Origin of the sequence: Synechococcus sp. R50.1 (genome assembly GCF_047462115.1) — a bacterium.
In the GTDB taxonomy this organism is placed as follows: Bacteria; Cyanobacteriota; Cyanobacteriia; order Thermostichales; family Thermostichaceae; genus Thermostichus.
Map to the genome: position 1 here is coordinate 1 of NZ_JANSIN010000003.1, position 25,387 is coordinate 25,387.

The 25,387-nt window shown below is 57.8% G+C and carries 25 protein-coding genes; 16 read left to right on the forward strand and 9 right to left on the reverse strand.

The annotated features are described in order from the left end of the window. Window positions 1-150 precede the first annotated feature (150 nt). Complete coding sequence (locus NW870_RS01395; RefSeq protein ID WP_414373496.1) at window positions 151-1,056, reverse strand: cation diffusion facilitator family transporter; 906 nt, start codon at window positions 1,054-1,056, stop codon at window positions 151-153. Between the two features lie 135 nt (window positions 1,057-1,191). On the opposite strand from NW870_RS01395, the gene NW870_RS01400 reads away from it, so the two are divergent. Both NW870_RS01400 and NW870_RS01405 read left to right on the forward strand, forming a co-directional pair. After that, window positions 1,192-2,598: a UDP-glucose dehydrogenase family protein gene (locus tag NW870_RS01400; protein ID WP_414373498.1), complete on the forward strand. Its 1,407-nt coding sequence runs from the start codon at window positions 1,192-1,194 to the stop codon at window positions 2,596-2,598. A gap of 23 nt (window positions 2,599-2,621) precedes the next feature. Beyond that, window positions 2,622-3,569, forward strand: a complete 948-nt coding sequence (locus NW870_RS01405) for a UDP-glucuronic acid decarboxylase family protein (RefSeq protein WP_414373499.1) — start codon at window positions 2,622-2,624, stop codon at window positions 3,567-3,569. A gap of 49 nt (window positions 3,570-3,618) precedes the next feature. Here NW870_RS01405 and NW870_RS01410 read toward each other — a convergent pair whose 3' ends face one another. Further along, window positions 3,619-3,999 (reverse strand): ArsR/SmtB family transcription factor, encoded by a 381-nt coding sequence (locus NW870_RS01410; protein ID WP_414373502.1) that lies wholly within the window; start codon window positions 3,997-3,999, stop codon window positions 3,619-3,621. A gap of 129 nt (window positions 4,000-4,128) precedes the next feature. Here NW870_RS01410 and NW870_RS01415 point away from each other — a divergent pair, with 129 nt between their 5' ends. The 4 genes from NW870_RS01415 to NW870_RS01430 all read left to right on the forward strand — a co-directional run bounded on the left by NW870_RS01415 (window position 4,129) and on the right by NW870_RS01430 (window position 7,887). Beyond that, a complete protein-coding gene (locus NW870_RS01415) occupies window positions 4,129-4,845 on the forward strand; it encodes an MBL fold metallo-hydrolase (protein WP_414373504.1) in 717 nt (238 codons plus the stop codon). A 131-nt stretch (window positions 4,846-4,976) separates the two neighbouring features. After that, entirely contained in the window at window positions 4,977-5,444 is a 468-nt protein-coding gene (locus NW870_RS01420) for a DUF29 domain-containing protein (RefSeq protein ID WP_414355907.1), read from the forward strand. Window positions 5,445-5,500: 56 nt separating this feature from the next. Then, the gene (locus tag NW870_RS01425) at window positions 5,501-6,076 is read left to right on the forward strand and encodes a rhodanese-like domain-containing protein (RefSeq protein WP_414373507.1); all 576 of its coding nucleotides are present in this window, start codon (window positions 5,501-5,503) and stop codon (window positions 6,074-6,076) included. Further along, the gene (locus NW870_RS01430) at window positions 6,073-7,887 is read left to right on the forward strand and encodes a SulP family inorganic anion transporter (RefSeq protein WP_414373510.1); all 1,815 of its coding nucleotides are present in this window, start codon (window positions 6,073-6,075) and stop codon (window positions 7,885-7,887) included. Before NW870_RS01425 ends, NW870_RS01430 begins: the two co-directional genes overlap by 4 nt. Here NW870_RS01430 and NW870_RS01435 read toward each other — a convergent pair. Further along, window positions 7,865-9,124: a hypothetical protein gene (locus NW870_RS01435; RefSeq protein ID WP_414373513.1), complete on the reverse strand. Its 1,260-nt coding sequence runs from the start codon at window positions 9,122-9,124 to the stop codon at window positions 7,865-7,867. The two genes, NW870_RS01430 and NW870_RS01435, sit on opposite strands and share 23 nt — an antisense overlap. Window positions 9,125-9,360: 236 nt before the next feature. Between NW870_RS01435 and trxA the strand changes: the two genes are divergently transcribed. Both trxA and lipB read left to right on the forward strand, forming a co-directional pair. Continuing rightward, the gene (trxA, locus tag NW870_RS01440) at window positions 9,361-9,681 is read left to right on the forward strand and encodes a thioredoxin (protein ID WP_414373515.1); all 321 of its coding nucleotides are present in this window, start codon (window positions 9,361-9,363) and stop codon (window positions 9,679-9,681) included. Between the two features lie 34 nt (window positions 9,682-9,715). Continuing rightward, window positions 9,716-10,450 (forward strand): lipoyl(octanoyl) transferase LipB, encoded by a 735-nt coding sequence (gene lipB, locus NW870_RS01445; RefSeq protein ID WP_414373518.1) that lies wholly within the window; start codon window positions 9,716-9,718, stop codon window positions 10,448-10,450. On the opposite strand, the gene NW870_RS01450 is transcribed toward lipB, so the two are convergent. Together NW870_RS01450 and NW870_RS01455 are read right to left on the reverse strand one after the other, a co-directional pair. Beyond that, window positions 10,447-10,896, reverse strand: coding sequence for a tetratricopeptide repeat protein (locus tag NW870_RS01450; RefSeq protein WP_414373521.1), 450 nt, complete (start codon window positions 10,894-10,896; stop codon window positions 10,447-10,449). The genes lipB and NW870_RS01450 overlap by 4 nt on opposite strands. A 291-nt stretch (window positions 10,897-11,187) precedes the next feature. Then, complete coding sequence (locus NW870_RS01455; protein ID WP_011430559.1) at window positions 11,188-11,769, reverse strand: Uma2 family endonuclease; 582 nt, start codon at window positions 11,767-11,769, stop codon at window positions 11,188-11,190. 133 nt (window positions 11,770-11,902) lie between these two features. On the opposite strand from NW870_RS01455, the gene purB reads away from it, so the two are divergent. The 7 genes from purB (at window position 11,903) to NW870_RS01490 (ending at window position 20,172) form a co-directional block, all read left to right on the forward strand. Then, window positions 11,903-13,198, forward strand: coding sequence for an adenylosuccinate lyase (gene purB, locus NW870_RS01460; RefSeq protein ID WP_414373522.1), 1,296 nt, complete (start codon window positions 11,903-11,905; stop codon window positions 13,196-13,198). Between the two features lie 9 nt (window positions 13,199-13,207). Then, window positions 13,208-14,188: an aspartate carbamoyltransferase catalytic subunit gene (locus NW870_RS01465; RefSeq protein WP_011433512.1), complete on the forward strand. Its 981-nt coding sequence runs from the start codon at window positions 13,208-13,210 to the stop codon at window positions 14,186-14,188. 510 nt (window positions 14,189-14,698) lie between these two features. Next, window positions 14,699-15,760, forward strand: coding sequence for a phosphate ABC transporter substrate-binding protein PstS (gene pstS / locus NW870_RS01470; RefSeq protein ID WP_414373524.1), 1,062 nt, complete (start codon window positions 14,699-14,701; stop codon window positions 15,758-15,760). A 148-nt stretch (window positions 15,761-15,908) separates the two neighbouring features. After that, on the forward strand, window positions 15,909-16,892 hold the full coding sequence (pstC, locus tag NW870_RS01475; RefSeq protein WP_414373526.1) for a phosphate ABC transporter permease subunit PstC: 984 nt from the start codon (window positions 15,909-15,911) through the stop codon (window positions 16,890-16,892). Window positions 16,893-16,930: 38 nt separating this feature from the next. Continuing rightward, window positions 16,931-17,824: a phosphate ABC transporter permease PstA gene (pstA, locus tag NW870_RS01480; RefSeq protein ID WP_011433508.1), complete on the forward strand. Its 894-nt coding sequence runs from the start codon at window positions 16,931-16,933 to the stop codon at window positions 17,822-17,824. Between the two features lie 70 nt (window positions 17,825-17,894). Beyond that, window positions 17,895-18,692: a phosphate ABC transporter ATP-binding protein PstB gene (gene pstB / locus NW870_RS01485; protein ID WP_099883872.1), complete on the forward strand. Its 798-nt coding sequence runs from the start codon at window positions 17,895-17,897 to the stop codon at window positions 18,690-18,692. 112 nt (window positions 18,693-18,804) lie between these two features. Beyond that, complete coding sequence (locus NW870_RS01490) at window positions 18,805-20,172, forward strand: FAD-binding oxidoreductase (protein WP_414373527.1); 1,368 nt, start codon at window positions 18,805-18,807, stop codon at window positions 20,170-20,172. A gap of 158 nt (window positions 20,173-20,330) precedes the next feature. On the opposite strand, the gene NW870_RS01495 is transcribed toward NW870_RS01490, so the two are convergent. The 3 genes from NW870_RS01495 to NW870_RS01505 all read right to left on the reverse strand — a co-directional run bounded on the left by NW870_RS01495 (window position 20,331) and on the right by NW870_RS01505 (window position 23,368). Then, a complete protein-coding gene (locus tag NW870_RS01495) occupies window positions 20,331-20,765 on the reverse strand; it encodes a DUF29 domain-containing protein (protein ID WP_011433505.1) in 435 nt (144 codons plus the stop codon). 331 nt (window positions 20,766-21,096) lie between these two features. Beyond that, on the reverse strand, window positions 21,097-22,164 hold the full coding sequence (locus NW870_RS01500; protein WP_414341727.1) for a permease: 1,068 nt from the start codon (window positions 22,162-22,164) through the stop codon (window positions 21,097-21,099). Between the two features lie 67 nt (window positions 22,165-22,231). After that, window positions 22,232-23,368: a citrate synthase gene (locus tag NW870_RS01505; protein WP_414330694.1), complete on the reverse strand. Its 1,137-nt coding sequence runs from the start codon at window positions 23,366-23,368 to the stop codon at window positions 22,232-22,234. 335 nt (window positions 23,369-23,703) lie between these two features. Here NW870_RS01505 and NW870_RS01510 point away from each other — a divergent pair, with 335 nt between their 5' ends. Then, window positions 23,704-24,195: a hypothetical protein gene (locus tag NW870_RS01510; protein ID WP_414355894.1), complete on the forward strand. Its 492-nt coding sequence runs from the start codon at window positions 23,704-23,706 to the stop codon at window positions 24,193-24,195. A gap of 338 nt (window positions 24,196-24,533) precedes the next feature. On the opposite strand, the gene sppA is transcribed toward NW870_RS01510, so the two are convergent. Continuing rightward, the gene (sppA, locus tag NW870_RS01515) at window positions 24,534-25,346 is read right to left on the reverse strand and encodes a signal peptide peptidase SppA (RefSeq protein ID WP_414355892.1); all 813 of its coding nucleotides are present in this window, start codon (window positions 25,344-25,346) and stop codon (window positions 24,534-24,536) included. Window positions 25,347-25,387 lie beyond the last annotated feature (41 nt).

Sequence of the window (25,387 nt, forward strand, 5' to 3'; positions counted from 1 at the left end):
TCTTACTACCAATTTTCTGCTTTGCTTTGGCTACCATGTTGGCAGACTCGAAAGTAAACAGAAAGATCAACTGGTAGCAATCCGTACTGAACATATTATACATTATTTTCAGTATAGTTGAGCTTATTATTGACTAGAGTCATGCTCCTGCTAGGGTTGCTCGATATGGGAGCGGGGCTCCAGGTGGATGAGGATCCGCGCCGGCCCGTAGCGCCCTTGCAGGAGGTGTTCGACTTCCTCAGTGAGGCGGTGGGCGGACTCGATATCCTGCGGCTCCACCACCAGGTGCATCTCGATAAAGACCATTTCCCCTGGGATCCCGCGGGAAGTGATGTCATGACAGTCAAGCACGCCTGGCACGCTCAGGATCAGATCCCGCAGGGCCTCGGCAGGGATCGCCACCCGGTCGGTGAGGTAGGGAAGATTCTCCTGCAGCACTTCCCAGCCGCTTCGGAGCACCAGCAGCGCCACCGGCAAAGCCAGGGCTTGATCCAACCAAGGGATCCCCCAGTAATGCACGCCGGCCAACCCCAGCAACACCGTCAGCGTCACCCCAACGTCGCTGAGGGTATGGCGCGCATCGGCCAACAGCAGCGAGCTGGACAGAGCTTTGCCCCAGCGGTGCTCGTAGAGGGTGACAAAGACGTTAATGCCCAGCACGCCCACCATCATCCCCAAGGTCAGCTCATCGATCTGCAGGTGGGGCTGGGGCTCCCAAAACCGCTCCACGGCTGTGCGCAGGATCTCCAGGCTGGCCATCCCCAAAAAGGCGGCGATCCCCAGCGCTCCAATGGCTTCAAACTTGCGATGGCCGTAGGGATGGTCGTCATCGGGCTCTGGCGAAGAAAAGCGCATGGCCACCAAGCCCAAAATGTTGCTGGCGCTGTCGGTGGAGCTGTGCAGGGCATCGGCAATGAGGCTTAGGGATCCCGTCGTCAGCCCCAGGATTAACTTGATCAGAAACACCAGGACATTTAGCCCTAGCGTGACGTACAGCACCCTCTGCACTTGGCGCTGACGGCGGCTGGCTATGGCAGCAGAATCCAGAAAGCTCACTGCAGCTCGGGCGGGGATCCACAGATATCCTGCTTTATTCTGTCACCGACCTCAATAGGGGTAAGGGAGGGTACCCTAAAAGCAAGCTGCTAAGGCTTAGTCAAGTGGCCGCCGATTGGGGAGCGAACTCTGAGTATGCACGTTGCTGTGGTAGGCGCTGGCTATGTGGGCCTGGTAACAGGGGCTTGCCTGGCTCACCTAGGAAATAGCGTTATCTGTGTGGACAACAACCCCGCCAAGATTGAAGGGCTGCAGCGGGGTCGCCTGCCCATCTACGAGCCCGGCCTGGAAGAGCTGGTGCGGGAGGGAACTGCGGCGGGTCGGCTGCACTTTAGCACCGATCTGGGCTCTGGGATCCAGGCCAGCGAGGTGGTGTTTATTGCCGTGGGCACCCCGGCCCTGCCCAGCGGGGATCCCGATCTGCGCTACGTGGAAGCAGTGGCGCGGGAAATTGGCCAGCATCTGGACGAGCACTATCGGGTCATTGTCAACAAATCCACTGTGCCCATTGGCTCTGGGGACTGGGTGCGCATGCTCATTTTGGACGGGGCCGCCGAAGCCGCCAAGCAGCGGCTGAGCAGCCGAGAAGTGGGGAGGGATCCTGAGGCCAGATCCCTGACCTTGGAGCTCTCGCCTTGGACGCCGCAGTTTGACGTGGTGAGCAACCCCGAGTTCCTACGGGAGGGCAGTGCCATCCAAGATACCTTCTACCCGGATCGCATTGTGATTGGCTCTAACAGCCCCCGCGCCATTGAAATCATGCGGCAGCTGTATGAACCCATCCTCAACCGCCAGCAGGGCCTGCAAGGGGATCCCGTGCCTTTGCTGGTGACCGACCTGGCTTCTGCCGAAATGATCAAGTATGCCGCCAACGCCTTCCTGGCCACCAAGATTAGCTTCATCAACGAAATGGCCAACATCTGCGAGCGCACCGGCGCCGACATCACCCAGGTGGCAGAAGGGATCGGCCTAGATAGGCGCATTGGCCGCGCCTTTCTCAACGCCGGCATAGGGTGGGGCGGAAGCTGCTTCCCCAAAGATCTGGCGGCTCTTATCCAAACCGCTGCTGACTATGGCTATGAGGCCAAGCTGTTGCAGGCCACGGTGGAGGTCAACCGAGAACAGCGGCAGCGCCTGGTGGAAAAGCTGCAGCAAGCCCTCAAGGTGCTCAAGGGAAAAACCATTGGCCTACTGGGTCTGACGTTTAAACCCCACACCGACGACCTGCGGGATGCCCCTTCCCTGACCTTAATCGAGCAGCTCCACCGCCTTGGGGCCAAGGTCAAGGCATATGATCCGATTGTATCCGCCTCGGGGATGCGGGAGGGGTTGGCCCATGTGGTGGTGGAAACGGATGTGTTCCGGCTGGCCCAGGACTGCGATGCCCTGGTGCTGGTGACGGAGTGGCCGGAGTTTTTGTCGCTGGATTACCGACGGATTGCAGAGCTCATGCGGCGGCCCTTGCTCATCGATGGCCGTAACTGTCTGGATCGGGAGGCGGTGCAGCAGGCGGGCATAACCCTCATCGGAGTGGGCTGGTAGGCGCTGAGAAACAAGGGGAATTCATGAAAATCTTGGTTACAGGTGGCCTGGGATTTATCGGATCCCACTTGGTAACCCGCCTTCTGCAAGAAGGCCACTGGGTCATTTGCCTGGACAATGGCTCCACAGGCCGGCAGCTCAATGTCCAGGCCCATCTGGACAACCCCGCCTTTCAGCTCATCTGGCACGACGTGGCGGATCCCTTGCCGCCCGCTTTGGCAGAGGCTGGGATCCAGCAGATCTACCACCTGGCCTGCCCCGCTTCTCCCCCCCACTACCAAGCGGATCCCATCCGCACCATCCGCACCAGCGTCTGGGGCACCTATCACCTGCTGCAACTGGCCCAGAAAACAGGGGCTAGGTTCCTGCTGGCCTCCACCTCAGAAGTGTACGGGGATCCCCAAGTGCATCCCCAACCGGAAGACTACTGGGGCCACGTCAACCCCATCGGCCCGCGGGCCTGCTACGACGAATCCAAGCGCTTGGCGGAAACCCTCACCTTCGACTGGCAGCGGCAATACCAGACGGAGATCCGGGTGGCCCGCATCTTCAACACCTACGGCCCCGCCATGCGGGAGGACGATGGCCGCGTGGTGAGCAACTTTATCGTCCAGGCCCTGCGCGGGGATCCCCTGACGGTCTATGGGGATGGATCCCAGACCCGCAGCTTTTGCTACATCTCCGACCTGGTGGAAGGCTTGATCCGGCTGATGAACAGCCCCTACCCTGGCCCCTTTAACTTGGGCAACCCAGAGGAGTTCACGATCCTGGAGCTGGCCCAGCAGGTGCTCGCCCTCACCGGCAGCCCTTCTCCCATCGTTTACCGGCCTCTGCCGACGGACGATCCCAGACAACGGCAGCCGGATATTGGCAAAGCCCGCGCCCTCTTGGGTTGGGAGCCTCGGATCCCTTTGCAGGTTGGGCTGCAACAGACCATCCCTTACTTTCGTCAGCGGCTGGAGCTGGACTAATCATCAGGTGCTCCCGACAACCCCAACCCGTTTGAGAACCATTTTCGCCTCAGCTCGATTGACCTGGGTGAATGGCTGCCAGCGGCTCCAGTTGGCGGGCTTGCTGTTGTAGCCGACTCACCAACTGCCGACATACCACTTCGCACAGCTCAAAGCACATGGGATCCGCAATTTGGTAATAAACACTCACCCCCTTGGGCTGACGGCTGACGATCCCTGCCTGCGCCAAGATTTTCAGGTGCTTGGAAACATTGGCCTGGCCCATGCCGGTGGCTTCCAGAATCTGGGTTACATTCTTCGGCCCAGAGCGCAGCTCACACAGGATCTGCAGCCGGCTGGGTTCCGCCAAAACCTTGAAGTACTCCGCCACGCTGTTGAGAACCTGCGGCGTCAGGATTGTGCGACACTCATTCACATCCGCTCTGCTCACCGACTTTTCCCCAATCAACAAACCTGCTTGCGCCGTCCATGCAACTTGATTTTAACACTAGATAGTTATATAGTGTTCCTAGAAAGTCCAAGTTCACGTCGGGCTTTCGATACCAGACAGGAGGGCACTATGCTATTTCGCCAACTGTTCGACGCAGAAACAAGCACCTACACCTATTTAATCGCGGATCCGGCAACTCGCGAGGCCGCCCTGGTGGATCCAGTGCTGGAGCAGGTGGAGCGGGATTTGAAGCTGATTCGGGAATTGGGTCTAACCTTGAAGTACTGCCTGGAAACCCACGTTCACGCGGATCACATTACGGGAACCGGGAAGCTGCGGGAACTGACCGGTTGCCAAGGGGTGGTGCCAGTACAGGCCAAGGCTCAATGTGCAGATCGTTTCATCGGTCATGGGGAAACGCTGCAAGTGGGATCCGTCGTCATTGAAGCCATCGCTACCCTGGGCCACACCGACAGCCACATGACCTACCGCGTGAATGGGGATCGCGTCCTTACCGGAGATGCCCTGCTGATCCGCGGCTGTGGGCGCACGGATTTCCAAAGCGGGGATCCCGGCCTGATGTACGACCATGTTACCCAGCACTTGTTTACGCTGCCCGACGAGACTTTGGTCTACCCCGGCCACGACTATCGCGGGCACACCGTCTCCACCATTGGCGAGGAGAAGCGCTGGAACCCGCGCTTTGTGGATCTGGAAACGGGCAACCTGCGTTCCCGTGAGAGCTTCATTGCCCTGATGAACAGCCTCAACCTGCCCCAGCCCAAGAAGATCCAGGAAGCGGTGCCGGCCAACGAGCAGTGCGGCCAAGTGGCAGCAGCGGTTTAATTCCTTCTGGGCAGCGAGGTGCAGGGTAAGCCCCCGCCGGCTGGGGAGCCCATGTGAAACTCCGATGGTGAGGGCCCGCTGCTCTGGGTAACCTTCTCTCAATTGGCTTGCCAGAAATGGAGAGTTTGAGCGTGGATCGAGAAAGTCTCTATGAGAGCGATTTCTACGCTTGGATCCAGCAACAAGCTCAATTTCTGCGGGATCGGGCCTGGGAGAAGCTGGATCTGCCCAATTTAGTCGAGGAGATTGAATCGTTGGGCAGGCAACAGCGGCAGGAACTGCGAAACCGACTTGCAGTTTTGGTTGGGCATCTCCTCAAGTGGGAGTACCAGCCAGAGGGGAGATCCGCAAGCTGGCTCCTCACCCTCCAGCTGCAGCGGCAGGAAGTTCTGGAGCTTCTTGAAGAAAGCCCAAGTCTCAAGCCCTATTTGCCAGAGGCCATCTCCAAGTCTTACTTGGGGGCGCTGAAGCTGGCCCTGGAGGAGACCAAGCTGCCCAGAAAGATTTTCCCCAAAACCTGCCCTTATTCCTCAGAGCAAATCCTGGATAGCCGGTTTTACCCCGGTGAGCCCAGTCATTTGCTTGAGGAGGGGGATTAATCCCAAAAATCGCTGCATTTTGCATTTTAGACAACGCCAAAAGCAAGGAGACAACCATGACCGTAACCCAGCAAAACCCCACGCCTTCTCAGGAACGGGATCCCCGTATCAAGGAGATCGATGCCCTGACCTTAAAACAGTGGCTGGATCAGGGGCGAGTCCAGCTCATTGATGTGCGGGAGCCGGGAGAATATGCCGATGAGCGGATCCCGGGGGCCATCAACATGCCCCTATCTACCTTTGACCCGGCCAAAGTGCCTGCTTCCACGCCAGAGAAGCCGGTGGTGTTGCACTGCCGCATGGGCAGCCGCTCCATCCGCGCCGGTTGTCAGTTGCTAGACCGCGGCTGGCCGGAGGTGATTAGCCTCAAGGGCGGGATCGAGGCTTGGAAAGCGGCTAAGCTGCCCGTTACCCGCACCCAAAATGCGCCCATCTCCATCATGCGGCAGGTGCAGATTGCAGCGGGATCCCTGGTGCTCACGGGAACTCTTTTGGGGGCGTTTGTCAACTCCTGGTGGCTGCTGCTGAGTGGCTTTGTGGGCGCTGGGCTGGTGTTTGCGGGTGTAACCAACACCTGTGGCATGGCTCTGCTCTTGGCTCGCATGCCCTGGAACCGAGGTCAGTCTCTATGAACGGGATCCCTTCTGCTTCCTCTTCGGGGCAAGGGATCCTGGCGCGGTACCTGCCCTTTGCTAAGGAGTCCCTTTGGGTCTTCCACTATCAACGATCAGATTTGCCGGGAGATCTGATCGCCGGCCTTGTGGTGGCCATTCTGTTGGTGCCCCAGAGCATGGCCTATGCCCTGTTGGCCGGGTTGCCCCCCCAAGTGGGCCTGTACGCCAGTATTTTGCCGGTGATCGTCTATGGACTACTGGGATCCAGCCGCGCCTTGGCGGTAGGGCCGGTGGCCATCATCTCCCTCTTGGTGGCGGCAGGGTTAGAGCCGCTGGCCGGTCGCGTCAGCGGGACGGAGTCCTTGCCGGGCAGCCCAGAGTACGGGCAGTTGGCTTTAGGCCTGGCCTTGGAAGTGGGTTTGATTCAAGGGGCGATGGGGTTGTTGCGGCTGGGGTTTTTGGCCAATTTCTTAAGCCACACGGTGGTGACTGCCTTTGGCAGCGCGGCGGCCTTGATCATCGGCTTCAGCCAGCTCCGCCACCTCCTGGGGGTCAAGATCGCCAATACGGAGTCCTTCTTGCTGTTGGTGCAGCGGCTGTGGCAAAGCCTGGACAAGGTGAACTGGGTAACCTTTGGCTTGGGGCTGCTGGCCATATCCCTGCTGGTGTACGCTCAGCGAAAGTTGCCCCACCAACTGCGGCGTTGGGGTGTGCCTCCAGGTTGGGCCTTGATTTTGACCAAGGGGGCACCGCTAGCGGCTGTGCTCGTGACCAGCCTGTTGGTCTGGGGCCTAAACCTCTCGGAGAGGGCAGGGGTATCCGTTGTTGGCTCCATTCCTTCCGGGTTGCCCCCCTTGGGCTTTCCCTCGTTGAGCTGGGGACAGTGGACAGCGCTTCTGCCCACCGCCTTGGCCATTAGCTTGGTGGGCTTCACGGAGAGCTATGCCGTGGGGCAGTCCTTGGCCAGCCAGCGGCGGCAGAAGGTGGATCCCAACCAAGATCTGGTGGCTTTGGGGGCAGCCAACTTGGCAGCAGCCTGCAGTGGCGGCTATCCGGTAACGGGAGGCATCAGCCGGTCGGTGGTGAACTTTCAAGCAGGCGCCAACAGTGGCCTGGCCTCCCTAATCACCGGCCTGTTGGTGGCTTTGACGGTCATCTGGCTGATGCCCCTGTTCACCTTCTTGCCCCAGACCACCCTGGCGGCCATTGTTCTGGTGGCGGTGCTGGCCCTGGTGGATTTTCACCCCCTGCTGCAAAGCTGGCGCTACGACCGTGGCGATGCCCTGGTTTGGTTGGTAACCTTTGCCAGTGTGCTGGGGATCGGAGTGGAGCAGGGGATCGGAATAGGGGTGTTAGTCTCCATCCTGCTCTTTCTTTGGCGGGCTAGCCGTCCTCACATTGCCATCGTGGGTCAGGTGCCCGGTACGGAGCACTACCGCAACGTGCAGCGCCATGAGGTGATTACCAATCCCCGTATCTTGGCAGTGCGGGTGGACGAGAGCCTGTTTTTTGCCAACGCAGCCTACTTGCAGGAGTATCTACTGCGGGAGGTGGCGGCGCGGCCAGAAGTAGAGCAGGTGCTGCTCGTTGCCAGCGCCATCAACTTCATCGACGGCAGCGCTTTGGAAGTGCTGACCCAGTTGGTGGAACGTTTGCAGCAGGCAGGGGTGGGCTTTGCCATGGCCGAGGTGAAGGGGCCGGTAATGGATCGCCTCCAAAAGGCTGGGTTTGTGGAGAAAGTGGGCGCTGAGCGCTTCTTCCTCTCCACTCACCAGGCGATGCAAGCCCTCGGATCCCAGCAGAGCCTCAGTCAGGTGTCATCTTCCTGATCAGCACAAGGGGGGTTTGTTCAGCGGCATTGCCGGCGGGGTTCTTGCCCAGGGCTTGCTCCACCAGCTCCCGCTCTACGCCGGGGCTGGCTGCCAGGATCTTGACCTGCCCCAGATCGTTGGCATCCACGATGGCCACTTCGTAGCCCGTCTGCCGATGCAGATCCCCCACCAACTTGGCCGGATCCCGCGGCCCCAGCACGATGAACTGGTCATAGGGAGGCAAAGTGCCAGTAACGTCGTCGATGAGGTCGGCCTGATCTCCCGCCAGGGCATAAAACACCCCAGAGATCCCCAGCAGTTTGGCCAGGGATCCCACCACAAAAGCCCACACCACCCGCCAGGCCCCGGAGCAGTCGATCAAAGTCTGCATCCCGTAGCAGCTTGAAAGACTGGTCTTGGAGGGGAAGAAGTAGCACAGGGTGCGGGCCAGCCAGCCGGGTTGGACTTGGAGAGGATGGCGAAAGTTGCCCTGCACAATGGCCACGGCACTCTCGGAAATAGCCACCACATCCCCAGGCTGGACGTGAGGGCTCACGTACCGCTGCAGCACCTCGGCCAAGTCATCGCTGGGGGTCAGTAGGTGGGTGGGAACAGGGGCCCAAAGGAGGGATCCCTGCTGCTGCCAGTTCAGCTCTGGCAAGGGATCCACCTCTTGCAACGGCAGGATGAGGTGGCTGGTCTTGAGGGTGCGCCGCTGCCGCCCGTACTGGATGTAGTCCAACTCCAGCCAGGCAGAGCGCAAATGGGCCAGCCCTTCCCCCTTCAGCTCGATCTCAACCTCTAGGCCAGTCTGGTTCTGGGGGGTGATGATGTAGGCCTGCCAGTAGTTGTCTTGGCGGGGGGGAAGATCCGGATGGCGAGAGCGCAGGCGTAGGCGGGTGTGAATGCCTTCTAGGGATCCGGCGCTGAGCAAATGCAGTCGCGGCTCCACCTGGGCCAAGGTGACTTCCAAAAGGGGGTTGAGGTTGCGAGCCACAAACTCCGCTTGAATGACCCAGTGCTCGGGGGTGTGGCGGCTGATGCGCCAGCCTTGGGGCTCCACCACCAGGTGATCGGCGGGGCGGGTCTTGAGCCAGTAGAGCAAGCTGCCCAAACTCAGCAGCAACCCGGCCACTACCTGAGCCCAGCCCCAGGGATCCCAAAGCCAACGCCAAGCCCCCCATAGGCTGAGTCCTACCCCAGCCAGCACTGCAGCCAACACGCCACGATTCACCATGCTGCTACTTGTTGCCATCGGGATCCCACTCCTCAAAAAAAGACAAGTGCTTAAGCCCTGCTAAAGTCTGCCCCTTTGTCCACCACAACACCCTAGACTACGGGTACGCTCTAGCTCTTCTCCTGAACCCTAGCCATCCTACCGGGAAACCGAAGCAGGCTGCGGCGAGATCTCCACACCAATTTTTAATCTCAAACAGTTAGCTTACAAATAGATTTCATCTCAGGCTTTTCAGAACACTCTGGGAGTTTCCTATGGCGCACAAACAGCAATTCAAAAGCTTTGACGACATGATTCAGGGATCCAAAACCCCGATCCTGGTGGATTTTTATGCTTCCTGGTGCGGCCCTTGTCAGGTTATGGCGCAAGTGTTGGAGCAGGTAAAACCTCAGGTGGGGGATGCGGTTACTTTTGTGAAGGTTGACACCGAAAAGTACCCAACCATCGCTGCTCGCTGGGGCATTCAAGCGGTGCCAACGCTGATCCTCTTCAAAGATGGGAAGCCGATTGACCGCATTGAGGGGCTGTTGCAGCCGCGGGCACTGTTGGAGCGGTTGCGGGCGCAGGTTAACTAAACCTGTAAGCTAGGTGAACTTTTCTGGATCCCCCGTGCAACTGCCGCTTCTGCAGGTTCACCTGCCGGGTGAAGTGCCCTACCGCACTGCCTGGGCTTGGCAGCAGGCAAGACTGGCCCATATGATCCGGGATCCCCAGTTGCCGGACGGATTACTGCTGCTCACCCATCCTGCGGTTTACACCTTGGGGGCAGGAGCCGATCCCAAGTTTCTCAAGAGCCTTTCTCAGCCGATAGGATCCCCGGCTATCCACCCGGAATCTCCTTCTGAACAAGAGCCGGAAATCCTGCGGGTGGAGCGCGGCGGCGAAGTGACCTACCATGGGCCGGGGCAGTGGGTGGGCTATGCGATGCTGAACCTAAAGCGCCACCGTCTGGATCTCCACTGGTACCTGCGCCAACTGGAGCAGGTGCTTATTGAAACTGTGGCCCACTTTGGCCTGCGGGGGGAGCGGATCCCTGGCCTCACAGGGGTTTGGGTGGAGGGGCGCAAAGTGGCGGCCATCGGCATCAAGGTTTCCCGCTGGGTGACCTACCATGGCTTTGCCTTGAATGTCTGCCCCGATCTGTCGGCCTTTGAGGCGATTGTGCCCTGTGGGATCCCTGATCGCCCGGTGGGATCCCTGGTTCAGTTTTGTCCCCGAGTAACGATGGCGGCAGTGGCCCCGGTGGTGGTGAAGTCCTTTTGTCAGGTCTTTGGGCTGCAAGCTCAGGAAGTTTCCTTATCAGAGTGGTTGGGAGAACGCAAGTCTCTAAAGACTCAAGGCTAATCCACCCCCAACTGGCGCAGCAGTTGCTGCAGGGTGGCCTGGTCGGCAAAGTTGCCACTCTTGGAGAAGAGAGCCAACGCCTGGCGAAAGTCAGCCATCGCCGCTTCTCGATCCCCCAACTGAAGATAGGCCACCCCGCGGCTAAAGTAGGCTTCTGGGATCCCTGCATTCAACTGAATGGCCCGCTCCGCATCGGCCAGAGCTTCTTCCGGCTGGCGCAACTGGTTGTAGACGTAGCTGCGGTTCACATAGGCCGGCGCATAGGTGGGATCCAACTGCACCGCCCGATCCAGATCCGCCAGGGCAGCCACGGGATCCCCCCGCAGCAACTTGAGGGATCCCTGCCAGTTGAACTCGGAAGCGGTGTTTGGGGCCGAGGTCTTCTCAGGAGGAGGTGGGAAGGCAGGCAAAGAGATGGCAGGGGCAGGAGCGAGGAATGCTGCCAAGAAACCTATCAGAGCTATCCTTCCCCATCGACACTTGATTGTGCTCCGCACCGCTAATGACGTCCTCTTCGGATCCCGAACTAGTTCAATATAGACCGTCGGCGAGAGGGGCAACCCCCTGCACTTAACTTGCAAGGGGTGCGGGGAGCTACAAGTTCCGCGCTCTGGCGGGAAAGTCAGGGTCGAGATACCGACTCCTCTGCCAAGTCGTTCTGTGACGCGGGGCAGGAATGCCCAATGGCAAGGTTGGGAGGCCCAAGCTCTATTGGCTAGAGTGAGGGCGGGGGGATGTTACAAGGAAAGCTTCTGGAATAGATGAGCCACCGGCAGGGCAAATCCTGGAATAACCTCTTCACCTTCTAGAAGATCAACCGATTTCAGGAGGCGGTCAGGCTCTTGAGAGCTGCGATACACCAGGACGTAGTGCTCGCTGGGGTGAACCAGCCAAACCAGGCGGCTGCCATTTTCAAAGTACTCCACCAGCTTGTCATGAATTTCTTCAACCGTATTGCGGGGGGAAAGCACTTCAACAGCCAGATCTGGAGCGCCTTCCAAAAATCCTGTGGGCAGTTCAGCCATGCCCTGCAAGCGTTCTTTAGCAAAAAAAGAGATGTCAGGGGAGCGCCAATTTCCACTCTTCATCTTAAAAGCAGTGCTGGAATCTAAAACGATCCCCAGCTTGTTGGACAAAACGTAGGGGGTCAAAGCTGCCAATAGGAGGCTGCAGACATAACCATGGAGTGCCCCCGCGCTTCCCATATCAATTGGCTTCCCATCAACAATCTCGTAGCGATGTCCCTCCCTGGACAACGCCATGAATTCTTCGGCTGTCCAAGCTCTTTTTCCCTGAGTTGGCACAGCTCCGACGGTCATCTGCAAACTCCTTGCTGCTCCTTCGACACCGCAAGCCAAGCCCGCAGGGATCCCCCAGCGGCTTTTCCTCGAGGGGGGACGCCAAAGGCTAAAATAGCCTAGCTCATCCTACTGTACCGACGGAAAAGGCACCTTGATCGAGCGCTACACTCTGCCCGAAATGGGCCAGATTTGGTCCACTGCCCACAAGCTCCAGACCTGGCTGCAGGTGGAGCTGGCTGTCTGTGAAGCGCAAGCGGAGCTGGGGCGGATCCCGCAAGAAGCCCTGCAGGAGATCAGAGCCAAAGCCGCCTTTGACCCGGCGCGGGTTTTGGAAATTGAGGCGGAAGTGAAGCACGATATTATTGCCTTCTTAACCAACCTCAACGAGCACGTGGGCGAGGCAGGGCGCTACATCCACCTGGGCCTGACCAGCTCGGACGTGTTGGATACCGCTCTGGCCGTGCAGCTTGTGGCCTCGGTGGAGATCTTGCAAGCTCGCCTGGCCGACCTCATCGCTGCTATCCGCGACCAAGCTCGGCAGCACCGCTACACCCTCATGATCGGCCGCACCCACGGTGTTCACGCCGAGCCGATTACCTTTGGCTTTAAGCTGGCAGGGTGGCTGGCCGAGTGCCTGCGCCACCAAGAGCGCCTAGCTCGCCTGCGGGAAGTGGTGGCGGTGGGCAAGATCTCTGGCGCCGTGGGCACCTACGCCAACGTGCCTCCCCAGGTGGAGCAGTTGGCCTGCGCTCGCCTGGGCCTGAAGCCCGATACAGCCTCGACACAGGTAATCTCGCGGGATCGCCACGCTGAATACGTGCAAACCTTGGCTCTGATTGGCTCTTCCCTAGAGCGCTTTGCTACTGAAATCCGCCACCTGCAGCGAACAGAGGTACTGGAGGCTGAGGAGTACTTTGCCCCCGGCCAAAAGGGATCCTCTGCCATGCCCCACAAGCGCAACCCCATCAAATCTGAACAGCTAACCGGGATTTCCCGCCTCCTGCGCGGGTATGCCGTCTCGGCCCTAGAAAACATTCCCCTTTGGCATGAGCGGGACATCTCCCACAGCTCGGTGGAGCGGGTTATCCTGCCCGATGCCTCCATTCTCTGCCACTACCTGCTGGTGAACATGGCCGACCTGGTGCGCCACCTGCAGGTTCACACCGGCAACATGGAGCGCAACCTCAACCTCTACGGCGGCGTCATCTTCAGCCAGCAGGTGCTGCTGGCTTTGGTGGAGAAGGGCCTTAGCCGCGAGGAAGCCTACCGCCTGGTGCAGGAAAATGCTCACCGCGCCTGGAACCAGCCCGGCGGGGATTTCCGCGCCAATCTGCTGGCGGATCCCCGGGTGATGGCTCACCTGAGCGAGGCAGAACTGCAGGACTGCTTTGATCCCCAGCGCCACCTAACTCACCTAGACGAGATCTTTGCCCGCCTGGGCATTTGAGGATCCCCTATGGTTTGGCAGCGGCAGCACGTCTTGGGCTTGGCGGATTTTACTCCCGAAGAATACCAGATGGTTTTGCAGACCAGCGCCAGTTTCCAGGAGGTGTTGACGCGGCGGTTGCCCAAGGTGCCCACCTTGCAGGGGAAGGTGGTGGTGACGCTGTTCTTCGAGCCTTCCACCCGCACCCGTACCAGTTTTGAGCTGGCGGCCAAGCGCCTTTCGGCCGATGTGCTCAACTTTTCCCCAGGCACCTCTTCCTTGAGCAAAGGGGAGACGCTCTTGGATACGGCCCGCACCTTTCTGGCCATGGGATCCGATCTCTTGATCGTTCGCCATGCCCAGGCAGGGGTGCCGCAGCAGTTGGCTGCCGAGATCGACCGCCGTGGATCCCCTGTGGGCGTTCTCAATGCCGGGGATGGACTGCACGAACATCCCACTCAAGGCCTGCTGGATTTGTTTACCCTCTGCAGCCATCTGGATCCCCGGCGTCCCCGTCTGGAGTTGCTGCAAGGGATCAAAATTGCCATTGTCGGCGATATTCTCCACTCGCGGGTGGCCCGCTCCGATATCTATGCCTTGGTGGCTGCCGGAGCTGAGGTTCACTTAGCCGGCCCTCCCACCCTGTTGCCCAAGGATTTTGCCCAGTTTGTGCCCGGCCATACGCTCCCTATCCATTGGCAGCTAGAGCCTGCCCTAGAAGGGGCGCGTTTTGTTATCACCCTACGCCTGCAACAGGAGCGCATGGGCGAGTTCCTTCTCCCCAGCCTGCAGGAATACCACCATTTCTTCGGCCTCACGCGGCAGCGGCTGCGCCTGTGCCACCCAGAGGTGAGGGTTTTACACCCCGGCCCGGTCAATCGCGGTGTGGAACTCAGCTCCGAGGTGATGGAGGATCCCGGCTTGAACCTGATTGAGCAGCAGGTCACCCACGGCGTGGCGGTGCGTATGGCTCTGCTGTACCTCATGGGGGGCGGGCGGATCCCAGCTTAGAGCCCAGATCTTTCTCTGCTCGGGGAACATGTAGAGCTGCCCCACGTCTAGAAGGTTGGAGTCTATCTTCTAACCAATTCTCTCTGCCAAAAGCCGAAAGAATCTCTGGGCGGGGCTTTTCCCGCCCTGCTGAAATCATGTCCAAGCTTGCCGAGAGGTGAGCAACATCTTTGTCTCAAATTTTACACATCTTGGATCTGGATCGAGTTTTTTTGCAGCCGTCTAAGCTTAGCTCTTATTCAAGTTGTGTCCGTTTGATTGGTTGTCAAATGAGATAGAAGTTCAGCAGTATAAGCCTTTTCGCGGATCCTGGGCTCCAGGATCCTGATTTTGCTGAAATCCAAACTGGCCAAGACCACCAGATGGAAAATCGAGGTTTGGAAACGAGTCAGTATACTCAAAAAATATCGATTTTTTCTCTTGACTTAACCCAAAGTTAACCTTTAGATATCCCTCTGTTAACTTTGAGGTTATAGGGTTGAAGATGTTGATTCGCCACAGATATTACCTATGCGAACCCTGCTTTCTGCTTTCTCCCTCACCGCTCTAACAGTAGGATTTCTAACAGCGACCTCGGCTCAAGCCCAAACCGTGCAAATCTCCGGGGCGGGCGCGACCTTTGCGGCTCCTTTGCTGCAACGTTGGTTTGACGCCTACAACCGCACCGTAGACCCCGCTGTGCAAGTCAGCTATCAGTCTGTCGGTAGTGGTGCTGGCCTAGAGCAGGTGATCAATGGCACTGTGGACTTCGGCGCTTCCGAGGCGCCTTTCTCCGGTGCTCGCCTGGAAAGCTTCCGAGCTAAATACGGCTATGAGCCCCTACAGTTGCCTCTGGCGGGAGGGTCCATCGAGTTTGCCTATAACCTGCCCGGCATTGAAGGCGGAGAGCTCATCCTGAAGCGGAAAACCTACTGCGGCATCGTGACCGGCGAGATCACTCGCTGGGACGACATTCGCATCAAGGCCGAGAACCCAGGTATAGCAAACAAGCTGCCACCCCTGGACATCACCTGGGTACACCGCTCTGATGGTTCTGGGACTACCTTTGTGTTCACCAACCACATCAGAACTGTTTGCCCTAATTGGACAGCCGGTGCTGGTACTTCTGTCGAGTGGCCTGTTGGCATTGGAGCCCAAGGGAATGAGGGCGTAGCCGCCACCATCAAGCAGGAGCCAGGGGCAATTGGCTACGTGAACCAGTCCTATGCCAAGCTGGAAAAGATGACCACTGCTCGCTTGGAAAACAAAGCGGGCAACATTGTTGGGTTCTCGACTGAGGCAGCTACCTCGGCGCTTGATGCTCCCATTCCTGATGACTTTGCGCTGTTGGTGCCCGACCCTGAAGGGCCAAATGACTACCCAATCGTGGGCTTGTTCTGGGTGATGCTGTACCGCGAGTATCCCGATCAGCAGAAGCTGACCAAGCTGGTGGAGGCTCTGAAGTGGACCCAGGGGCCAGAGGGTCAAGCCATCACCAAGGAGCTGGACTACATCCCTATGCCTGAGGCGGCTATCCAGCGGATCTTTGCAGAGCTGGATGCCATCACCGTTAACCCCAAGGCGGTGCGATGACTGGGTTGCAGCCTGAACTCCACTAGAGTGGAGCTGGTGGCCGGCTGAGGAGGCAGATGAGGCTTTCTCGGTCGGCTGCTGGGCTTACCTTGCACGGTGGGATTTTTAGGAAAGATTTTGAACCGAAGATGATCATGGGAGAGAGGCTATGACTTCAGCGGCTACGGGTTATGGTTCACCACCAAACCCGGATATCGATGTTGACATTGAGAAAAAGGCGAGCCTGTCTCGGGCTGTTGATGTGGGCTTTGTCCGCCTGACGCTGGCCTTGGCAGGGTTTGCCGGCATTATCCTCATCTGGGTGATTCTTCAAACCACCGAAGCGGCTCTGCCGGCGATTCAGCAGTTTGGCTTGGGCTTCCTGGTTACTGCCCGCTGGAACCCGGTGGAAAACATCTACGGGGTGCTACCACAGATTTATGGCAGTTTGGTAACCTCTCTGGTGGCTTTGATTTTTGCCATCCCTCTGGGCATTGGCACTGCCATCTTCCTGACGGAAGGTTTTGCCCCCAAGTGGGTAACGGAGCCGATTGGCTTTGCCGTTGAGCTGATCGTGGCCACTCCCAGTGTGGTGCTGGGGCTGTGGGGGATCTTTGTGCTGATTCCAGCAGTGCGGCCCATCTTTCGAGCCATTAACCAGACGCTGGGTTGGATCCCTTTCTTGGGTGGCCCGGCTCCGCGGGGGCCCAGCTTGTTGATAGTGGCTGTGGTGCTGGGGATCATGATCTCTCCCATCATCATCTCCATTACCCGCAGTACCCTTGAATCTCTGCCACGCAGCCTAAAAGAGGGCGCTTTGGCTCTGGGGGCAACCCGCTGGGAGACCCTCTTAACGGTGATGATCCCTGCCGGCCTGTCGGGCATTGTCAGCTCGATCATGCTGGCGCTGGGGCGGGCCCTGGGAGAGACCATGGTAGCGGCCATGCTTTCCGGCAACGCCAACCGCATCAATATCTCCCTAATGCAGCCGGGATCCACCATTACCGGCTTGATTGCCTCTCAGTTTGGCGAGGCAGGACGCTTGCAGGTTTCGGCTCTCATGTATGCCGGCGTGGTGCTGATGGTGCTGACGTTATTGGTCAACATTGTTGCCGAGATCATCATCCGCAAGTTTCGAAACTTGGAGCAGTAACTTGGGAAGCAGAAAGAAGATAAAGGAGCACTGTTATCATGTCCGACTCAGCACAGCTTGCCCCTGAGAAGGTTGACATCGACATTACTCGTGCCGCCATTGCCCCTGTCCGCAATTACACAGGCATTGTCCTAACCCTGCTGAGTGGCCTCTTTGTGGCGGTGATCATAGCTTCCCTATCTTGGGTGCTGTGGGATGTGGGCAAGGAAGGCATCCAGCGGATAAATTGGGATGTCCTCACCCAGACCCGCTACCCTGCCCCTGGCCTGGCGGAAGGGGGCTTTGGTCACGCAATTGTCGGCAATTTAATGGTGCTGGCTACGGGGGCGGCTTTGAGCTTTCCCTTCGGCATCTTGGCGGCAGTGTACTTGTCTGAATTCGGTCGCGGCACCCGCTTGGCTTATCTGGTTAAGTTTTCCTGCAATGTGCTCACGGGGGTACCGGCCATTCTCTGCGGCCTGTTTGCCTATGCTGTGGTGGTGAGGGGATCCGGCTTTTCGGCTTTCTCGGGAGGGGTGGCTTTTGGCGTGCTGATGCTGCCGATTGTCATCCGCTCCACCGAGGAGGCGTTGCTGCTGGTTTCGCCCGACATGCGCTTGGCTTCCCTTGGCCTGGGCTCAAATCGCTTTCAGACCACAATGCGCGTTGTTTTGCCGGCAGCGGCACCGGCCATCGTAACCGGGCTAATCCTGGCTTTGGCCCGAGCGGCAGGCGAGGCTGCACCTCTGCTCTTTACCGCCTTCAACAACAATTTCTGGTCTACTAATCTCTTTGGCCCGGTGGCTACCTTGCCGGTGATGGTCTACTTTTTCTCCATCATTCCCTACAGGGTGCAGCAGGAGCTGGCTTGGGCGGGCGCTTTGGTTTTGTTAGCCATTGTTTTGGCGGCCAGCTTGACCGCTCGCTTTTTGGTGTACAAGACCAGGAAATAGCCTGAGGATTCTCAACAAAGTCTTGAATCGAACTCTTCGTCGAACTCTAGCTCTTTTTGTGAGTGCTGCCATGCAAACTCAATCTCTTAACCAGACCTCTTACGTTTTCAGGACCGAGAACCTGAATGTCTACTATGGCTCCAATCTGGCGGTAAAAAATGTTACTCTGGACATCCCAGCCCGACAGATTACTGCGTTTATCGGCCCTTCTGGCTGTGGCAAAAGCACGATTCTGCGCTGTTTTAACCGCACCAACGATTTGATCCCCGGTGCTCGTGTAGAGGGCAAGCTCACCTACCACGGCAAGGATCTCTACGCCAAAGAGGTCGATCCGGTGGCGGTGCGGCGGCGTATCGGCATGGTCTTCCAAAAACCCAATCCCTTCCCCAAAAGCATTTACGACAACGTGGCCTACGGCCCGCGGGTGCTGGGGATGAAGGTAGACTTGGACGAGGTGGTGGAAACCTCGCTGAAACGGGCTGCCCTCTGGGATGAAGTCAAAGACAAGTTGAAAGAAAATGGTCAGTCGCTGTCGGGAGGGCAGCAGCAGCGCTTGTGTATTGCCCGCGCTCTGGCGGTACAGCCGGATGTGATTTTGATGGATGAGCCCTGTTCGGCACTGGATCCCATTTCCACCCGCCGTATCGAAGAGCTGATGAAGGAGCTGGAGGAGGAATATACCATCATCATCGTCACCCACAACATGCAGCAGGCCAGCCGCGTCTCGGATATGACGGCTTTCTTCAGTGTGGAGCTGGTGGGATCCAACCGTGTGGGCGAGCTGATTGAATTTGACAGAACTGAAGTCATCTTCAACAGCCCCACCAAGCAAGCCACAAGAGATTATGTGGAGGGCCGCTTCGGCTAATCGACCTGGCCGGACAGGGATCCTTCCCATACTGTTCTCGGCAAACCCTTTTGCAGGCAATTTCTGCCGATGATGGAGTCTGAAGAACCGTTGCACCCAAATACGGATACCTATGATCGTTGCCGCTCCTGACAAGCTGCAGGCTTTGCGTTCTGACTTAGAGGGTATTGAGATCATCACTGATCCGGCTCAGGTGGCCAAGTTGTCGTTGGATTTTTACCACTACAGCCCCGTGCTGAGCCGACAACTGAGCGACAAGCGGGGAGATGTGGTGGTGCGCCCCGCCGATGAGGCCGAGGTGATGCGGGTGGCAGCGGCCTGTGCCAGGCTGCGGATCCCGGTTACGGTGCGCGGTGCCGGTACCGGTAATTACGGCCAATGTATCCCGCTGGCCGGGGGTGTGATCCTGGACATGGGCAAGCTCAACCAGGTGCTTTGGGCAAAGCCGGGCTTGGCGCGGGTGCAGGCGGGGGCCAAGTTGATGGCCATCGACAAACACACCCGGGAGATGGGCTGGGAGATCCGCATGGCTCCTTCCACCTATCGCACGGCCACCATCGGGGGGTTCATTGCTGGCGGCAGTGGTGGCATTGGTTCTGTGACTTACGGCCAACTGCGGGATCGGGGCAACATCTTGGGGCTGCGGGTGGTCACCCTGGAGGAAGAGCCCCGGGTGCTGGAGCTGCGGGGAGATGAGGTATTCAAAGTAAGCCATGCCTGGGGCCTCAATGGGATCATCACCGAGGTGGAGATCCCGCTGGCGCCTGCTTATCCTTGGGCGGAGCTGGTGGTGGCCTTTCCCCCTGAAGTGGGCTTTATGCCCTGTGCCCATTTTGGCCAAGCCCTGGGAGATGCCGATGGGATCCTCAAGAAATTGGTCAGCCTGCACGCTTGGCCGATCCCCAGCTACTTTGCACCGCTGCGGGGTCATTTGCCAGAAGGATCCGCTGTGGCCCTGTTGATGGTGGCCGAATGCAGCCTGGAGCCGCTGTTGGAGCTTGTCCGGGAACATGGGGGCCAAGTGGTTTACAACAAAACGGCCCAGGAGGCCAGCAAGGGGATCTCGCTGGGGGAATTTTCTTGGAACCACACCACTTTGCACTGCCGCAGCGTGGATCCCAGCCTGACTTATTTACAATCGGCTTTTCCCGCCGATCGGGAGCTGAAGCTGGTGCAGCACATGTACGAGTATTTTGGCGACGAAGTGCTGATGCACCTGGAGTGGATTCGCATCAACGGGCAAGCTACCCCTGTCGGCCTGCAAATTGTCCGCTTTACCACCGAAGAGCGTCTAAACGAGATCATGCGCTACCACGAAGAGCAGGGAGTATTTATTGCCAACCCCCACACTTTCATCATCGAAGACGGCGGGCGCAAAGTGATGGATCCGCGCCAGATTCGTTTCAAAGAAGAAGTGGATCCCTATGGGTTGCTTAATCCGGGCAAGATGCGCACCTGGCAGGAGCGCGCCTCTGCTTGAGGAATAGCAACAGTAGCACAGCAATTGGCCTTGGTCTATCTGTATTGCCCATGTTTAATCCCTGATGGATTGTCTGGGCAGGACAACACCAGTCCAAAGCTCTACAGTCAGTACTGTGGGAATGCTGTCCACCGTTAAATGCTTTGTGGTGTGGACTGTCAAACTTCCGGCAGCCAGTCCTCTGCAAGCACCAACTCTGGAGAGTAGGGACAGACATCTGGAAATGTCGAGATTTCTATCCCCGTTTGCCTGGCTGCTTGGCGGCGCGCCCGTTGATAACTCTCTTCAAGTTGCTCTACCAGATAACCTTTTAGGCTAGGGCTATCTTCTATGGCCAATCCGATTTGGGTTCGCGCATCTGTAATGGAATCTAGCCAGCTATCTGAACGGCGCTGAGGTTGATATTGCCACTTGAGTAGATGCAGCAGAAGGCGAGTTAATTGACTGGTAATCCCTCGTCGTTCGCTCTTACCCAAATTCTCAACCTCTTCAATTAAGTGTGTTAGGTCAATTTCATGCCAGCGCCTTTCCCGCAATAGCCGGGTTGTTCGGTCAATCCACAAGTTAAAGTCTGTCGAGTATAGATTGCTCATAGCTTTGTCCTGCTGAAAAATAGGGTCGCGATAATTATGAAATCCAGACTACGTCCTTCTTGAGTTTACTACAATAAAACCTGTAACACCTGAGTTCTCAACCGTCTGGGAGCAGAGTCCTCTAGTGACAAACCTTATCCAGGCAACTCTTTCTATAGTCATTTCGATTTAAAGCAGGACACTGCACCCACACCTAGGGTGCACCGAGCCAGAAGGCTGTTCTCAATAGCCCAGGCGTCTTACCCTAAACTGAAGCAACTATATTTGACGAATATTTGACGGAGAGTGGATGGAGAGGGTGTCCCTGTGGAGAAAGGTTCAAACAAACGCTTTAACTGCCATAGTAGTTGATGGCTAAAGCTCCCACCAGAGTAAGCTGAAAGACCAAGATCACGAAGTAGAAAATGGCGCGGGGCTTGAACAGAGTGAGCATCAAGCCTATGGCTTTCAAGTCTACTATCGGCCCAAACACCATAAAAGCCAACAGGGATCCCGGCGTGAAGGTGGCGGCAAAGGAGAGGGCGAAAAAGGCATCCACCGTCGAGCAGATGGAGATGATCCCGGCCAGGGCCATCATGATCAGGATTGAGAGCAATGCATCTTGGCCATAATCCAGCACAAACGAACGCGGGATCACCGTTTGAATCAGGGCCGCCATCGCCGAGCCCAAGATGAGCACGGATCCCAATTCGCGGATCTCCCTGGCCCAGGTCTGCAGCAGGAGAACTCCTTTTTGTCCCCTGGAGGGAGAAGGCGCAGCGGCCAGAGCAGAGCGATACACATCTTCAGCCGTTTGTAAAGTGGCCAGGGATCCGCCAGAGGCCCCTTGAGCAGGGCTCTGGGATCCAATCCAGAAGGTGCCCCCCTGCAACAACGGCGAGCGGGAGATGTTCTTCGGATCAGCTTCTTGGGAGCAATTGCGCTGCAGCTCCCGCCAGACTGACGGCTGCAACAGAGGCTGGAAATCCTTTTGCAGGCTGAAGATCAAGCCGACGACAACCGCAATGCCGAAGGAAAAGAGAACTCGGTAGATCACCAGCTCCGGCATGGAGCGAAAGGCAATCCAAGTGGAAAAGATCACCACCGGGTTAAACACCGGCGCCGCCAACAGAAAGGCCACCGCCACGTGGGGTGGGATCCCTTTGATCACCAGTTGACGGGCCACCGGCAGGTTGCCGCACTCGCACACCGGGAAAAAGAATCCCAAAGCGCCACCGGCCACCGCGCTGCCGATTTTGCCTTTGGGCAGGAAACGGGCCAACTGGGATCCCTCGACAAACACCGCCAGCAGCCCCGATAGAAACACCCCTAGCAGCAAAAATGGCATTGCCTGCACCACAAGGCTCAGAAACAGGGTGAACCCGTCTCGCCAAAGGGGAGAGTCTAAAAGGCTCAACACACCGCCTCACGCACAATTTGGGCCTTACTGAGTTTGGATCCCGGCCCAGCGCCCTGTCAAACGGCTCTCAACCCCGCTCTTCTATAGGGATGTAGCGTTGCTGGCGTTCACCTGTGTACACCTGGGTGGGTCGGAAAAGCCGATTATCGGACAACTGCTCCCGCCAATGGGCCAGCCAACCCGCCGCTCGGGCAATGGCAAACACCGGTGTAAACAAATCTTCTGGGATCCCCAGCTTGGCGTAGACCAACCCTGAGTAGAAGTCCACATTCGGGTAGATCCCCTTCGGCCCTAGCAACTCCTCGCACACCCGTTCCACTTCCAGGGCAATGTCGTAGTACTTGTCGTGGCCGTAGCGCTCAAACAGCTCCTCAGCCAGCCGCTGCAGGATGGTGGCCCGTGGATCCTTCACCTTGTAGACTCGGTGCCCCATGCCCATGATGCGCTGTTTTTTGGCCAGTTTCTCCTCGATAAACGAGCGCACATTTTCCACCGAGCCAATTTGCCGCAGCAGCATCATCACCTGTTGGTTGGCCCCCCCGTGCAACAGCCCCGAAAGGGTACCCACCGCCGTGGCCAGGCTGCTGTAAGGGTTAGCCAGCGTGGAAGCGCTCACCAGAAGGGCAAACGTGGAGGCATTGACCGTGTGCTCGGCGTGCAGGATCAGGCAGATGTCAAAAATGCGGGCCAACCAGGGATCCGGCTTCTTGCCCGAGAGCATGTACAGAAAGTTGGAAGCGTGATCCAGACTATCGTCCGGGGGAATGGGATCATTGCCCTGTCGCATCTGGTGGAACATGGCCACCATGGTCGGCAGCTTGGAGAGCAAGCGGGTGACGGTGCCGAATACATAGTCGGGATCCATCTCCCGCAGCGGGTAAAACAGCCCCAAGCCCGCCACACAGGTTTGCAGAGCATCCATCGGGTGGCCCGACTCCGGAAACGACTTGATCATGTCGCGGATGCGGTATTTCACCCGTCGATGACTGCGGATTGCCTGATCAAAGTTGTCCAGCTCCGATTGGGTCGGCAGCTTTCCAAAGATCAGCAAGTAGGCTGTCTCCAGAAAGGTACTGTGGGCGGTCAATTCCTCGATGGGGATGCCCCGATATTCCAGGATCCCCGCCTGGCCATCCACAAAACTAATGTTGGAGCGTGTGGCCGGAACGCCTTCCAAGCCTGGTCTGTATTCGCCATCCGCCATGGTCGGATCCTTAGAGCAAGTATTTCCTAGATAATGATGAATCAATAATGATGAATCAAGGGTTGCCAAAGGTGCCTGGAACCCAACCCCTTGCTCCCCTCGGGCAGTACTGACCCCGCTTCGCTACAGTAAAGCAAATTTTGGATCCCTGTAGCCAAATGCTGCCCCTGTCATCCTTCACAGAGAGCTAGGCTGGGATCCGCCTTCTATCTTGCAACAGCTCCCGCTGCCCGACGCAAAAATTGTTGCTATGGTGAGAACTGCGCCCGGCTTGAGGGATCTTGGCGCCTGCCGGAGCCGTGAAAGTTCGCTCCCCCGCTTGGAGATCGGCATCGATGTCGGATACTGCTCAAACTCACCTTGGCTCCAGCCCAGTGCAAGGACTGGAGTACGTGGTGCTGGGAGTGGCCACTTGCTTCCAGCAGGATCAGGAAGGTCGCCTGGTAGAGGTTTTGGTGGCCGAGCCGGTGCCTGCTGCCGATTTGGACTGCCTAGCCCAAGAACGCCGCAGCACTTCCTATGTTCTCCTCTACGCCACAACCTACGCCGAGATCGTGAACAACGGGATCCCCACCTTGCCCACCGATGTTTTCCCGCCGGGGGTGCTGTTGGGGGAAAACTTCGTGGAACGGGTGCAAGCAGCGGCCCGCACCTATCGCAACAAGCCCCAGTTTCGCCACATCCCCTTACACCAAACCTGCACTCCAGAGCGGGGGGTGTTCAGGCTCAATCACAGCGTTGAGCCGCGACGGATCCTCAATGCAGTTGTAGAGGTAAAGGATGCCGACAACATCAAACAGCACCCCCACACCCATCAACGGCTCTGACTCGCTGGGCTGTACGGTTGACATACTCCCCTGCCCAAAGGCAGGAGATTCTGGTTCCTGGTTCTGCGACAGCACTTACCGTATCGGGTTGCCCCTCTACGGCAGCGGTGCTCGTCTCCCCAGGCGTTTCCCCAAGCGCTACGCGCGTGCTGGCATCCAGGGCGGTTCCCTTTTGCCCAAAGGTACCGTTGCAAAGAACAACTACAAAGCCTATTGAGGCTGTATCCAGTCGTGAGACTGTTGGGTTTTTAAAGCGGTTGACTACCCTGCCGCTGCGGGTAGCACAGCACAAAGCCGCCCTAGTCGCGTCAGCGGGCCGTAGGCCCTAGGGCGGGGCTTTAGACCCAGTTTTTTTGGTAAAGCCACAGGGGCAAGCCCGAGGTGCTCACTTCAAACTGCAGACGGGCCAAGGCTTCTGCTGCCGGCAAAAACCGAGACCAACCTCTGCGCCGGGGGAGCAGGTCGTAGAACTTCGCATCCGTCGGCAAACCGGCCAGCTCTGCCGCCCAAAGGCGGGCATCTTCCTCTGTGCCCAAGCGATCCACCACACCCAAGTGAAGGGCCTGCTCTCCGCTGAAAATGCGACCATCGGCAAAAGTTTTGACCACATTCAAACTTAACTTGCGGGCAGCGGCAACCGTCTGCACAAACTGGCCGTAGGTAATGTCGATCAATTCTTGCAGGATGTTTCGCTCTTCCGGGGTTAGCTCGCGATCAAACGAGAGAATATCTTTGTAGGGGCCAGACTTAATCACCTTAAATGAAATCCCCACCTTATCCAGGAGGCGTTCGATATTATTGCCTCGAATGATCACGCCAATGCTACCGGTGATCGTTCCTGGGTTGGCGACAATTTTTTCGGCTCCCATGGCAATATAAACCCCCCCAGAGGCGGCAATGTTGCCAAAGCTGGCGACAATACGGGTGCCCTTTTTCTCCCGCAAACGCAAGAGGGCATTGTAGATTTCTTGGGAGTCGGCCACCGTCCCGCCTGGACTGTCGATGCGCAGCACCACAGCAGGGATCTGGTTTTCTTCCACCTCTTTCAGGGCCTTGAGAACCCGCTCGCGAGTTTTGCCATCAATGGCCCCTGCCACCTCAATGCGACCGATTTGCCGGCGCAAACCACCCAAGAATAATCGCTTCAGCATGGAAAAGAACTGGATAGGGATAAGTGCATATTCTGTATCAT

Coding starts and splice junctions, on each gene's coding strand:
- NW870_RS01425 (WP_414373507.1), top strand. CDS start 5,501: ATGACCGTAACCCAGCAAAACCCCACGCCTTCTCAGGAACGGGATCCC.
- NW870_RS01435 (WP_414373513.1), bottom strand. CDS start 9,124: ATGGCAACAAGTAGCAGCATGGTGAATCGTGGCGTGTTGGCTGCAGTG.
- NW870_RS01405 (WP_414373499.1), top strand. CDS start 2,622: ATGAAAATCTTGGTTACAGGTGGCCTGGGATTTATCGGATCCCACTTG.
- NW870_RS01465 (WP_011433512.1), top strand. CDS start 13,208: ATGGTTTGGCAGCGGCAGCACGTCTTGGGCTTGGCGGATTTTACTCCC.
- NW870_RS01505 (WP_414330694.1), bottom strand. CDS start 23,368: ATGGCGGATGGCGAATACAGACCAGGCTTGGAAGGCGTTCCGGCCACA.
- NW870_RS01415 (WP_414373504.1), top strand. CDS start 4,129: ATGCTATTTCGCCAACTGTTCGACGCAGAAACAAGCACCTACACCTAT.
- NW870_RS01495 (WP_011433505.1), bottom strand. CDS start 20,765: ATGAGCAATCTATACTCGACAGACTTTAACTTGTGGATTGACCGAACA.
- NW870_RS01510 (WP_414355894.1), top strand. CDS start 23,704: ATGTCGGATACTGCTCAAACTCACCTTGGCTCCAGCCCAGTGCAAGGA.
- NW870_RS01400 (WP_414373498.1), top strand. CDS start 1,192: ATGCACGTTGCTGTGGTAGGCGCTGGCTATGTGGGCCTGGTAACAGGG.
- pstS (WP_414373524.1), top strand. CDS start 14,699: ATGCGAACCCTGCTTTCTGCTTTCTCCCTCACCGCTCTAACAGTAGGA.
- trxA (WP_414373515.1), top strand. CDS start 9,361: ATGGCGCACAAACAGCAATTCAAAAGCTTTGACGACATGATTCAGGGA.
- NW870_RS01490 (WP_414373527.1), top strand. CDS start 18,805: ATGATCGTTGCCGCTCCTGACAAGCTGCAGGCTTTGCGTTCTGACTTA.
- pstA (WP_011433508.1), top strand. CDS start 16,931: ATGTCCGACTCAGCACAGCTTGCCCCTGAGAAGGTTGACATCGACATT.
- NW870_RS01430 (WP_414373510.1), top strand. CDS start 6,073: ATGAACGGGATCCCTTCTGCTTCCTCTTCGGGGCAAGGGATCCTGGCG.
- pstB (WP_099883872.1), top strand. CDS start 17,895: ATGCAAACTCAATCTCTTAACCAGACCTCTTACGTTTTCAGGACCGAG.
- sppA (WP_414355892.1), bottom strand. CDS start 25,346: ATGCTGAAGCGATTATTCTTGGGTGGTTTGCGCCGGCAAATCGGTCGC.
- pstC (WP_414373526.1), top strand. CDS start 15,909: ATGACTTCAGCGGCTACGGGTTATGGTTCACCACCAAACCCGGATATC.
- NW870_RS01455 (WP_011430559.1), bottom strand. CDS start 11,769: ATGACCGTCGGAGCTGTGCCAACTCAGGGAAAAAGAGCTTGGACAGCC.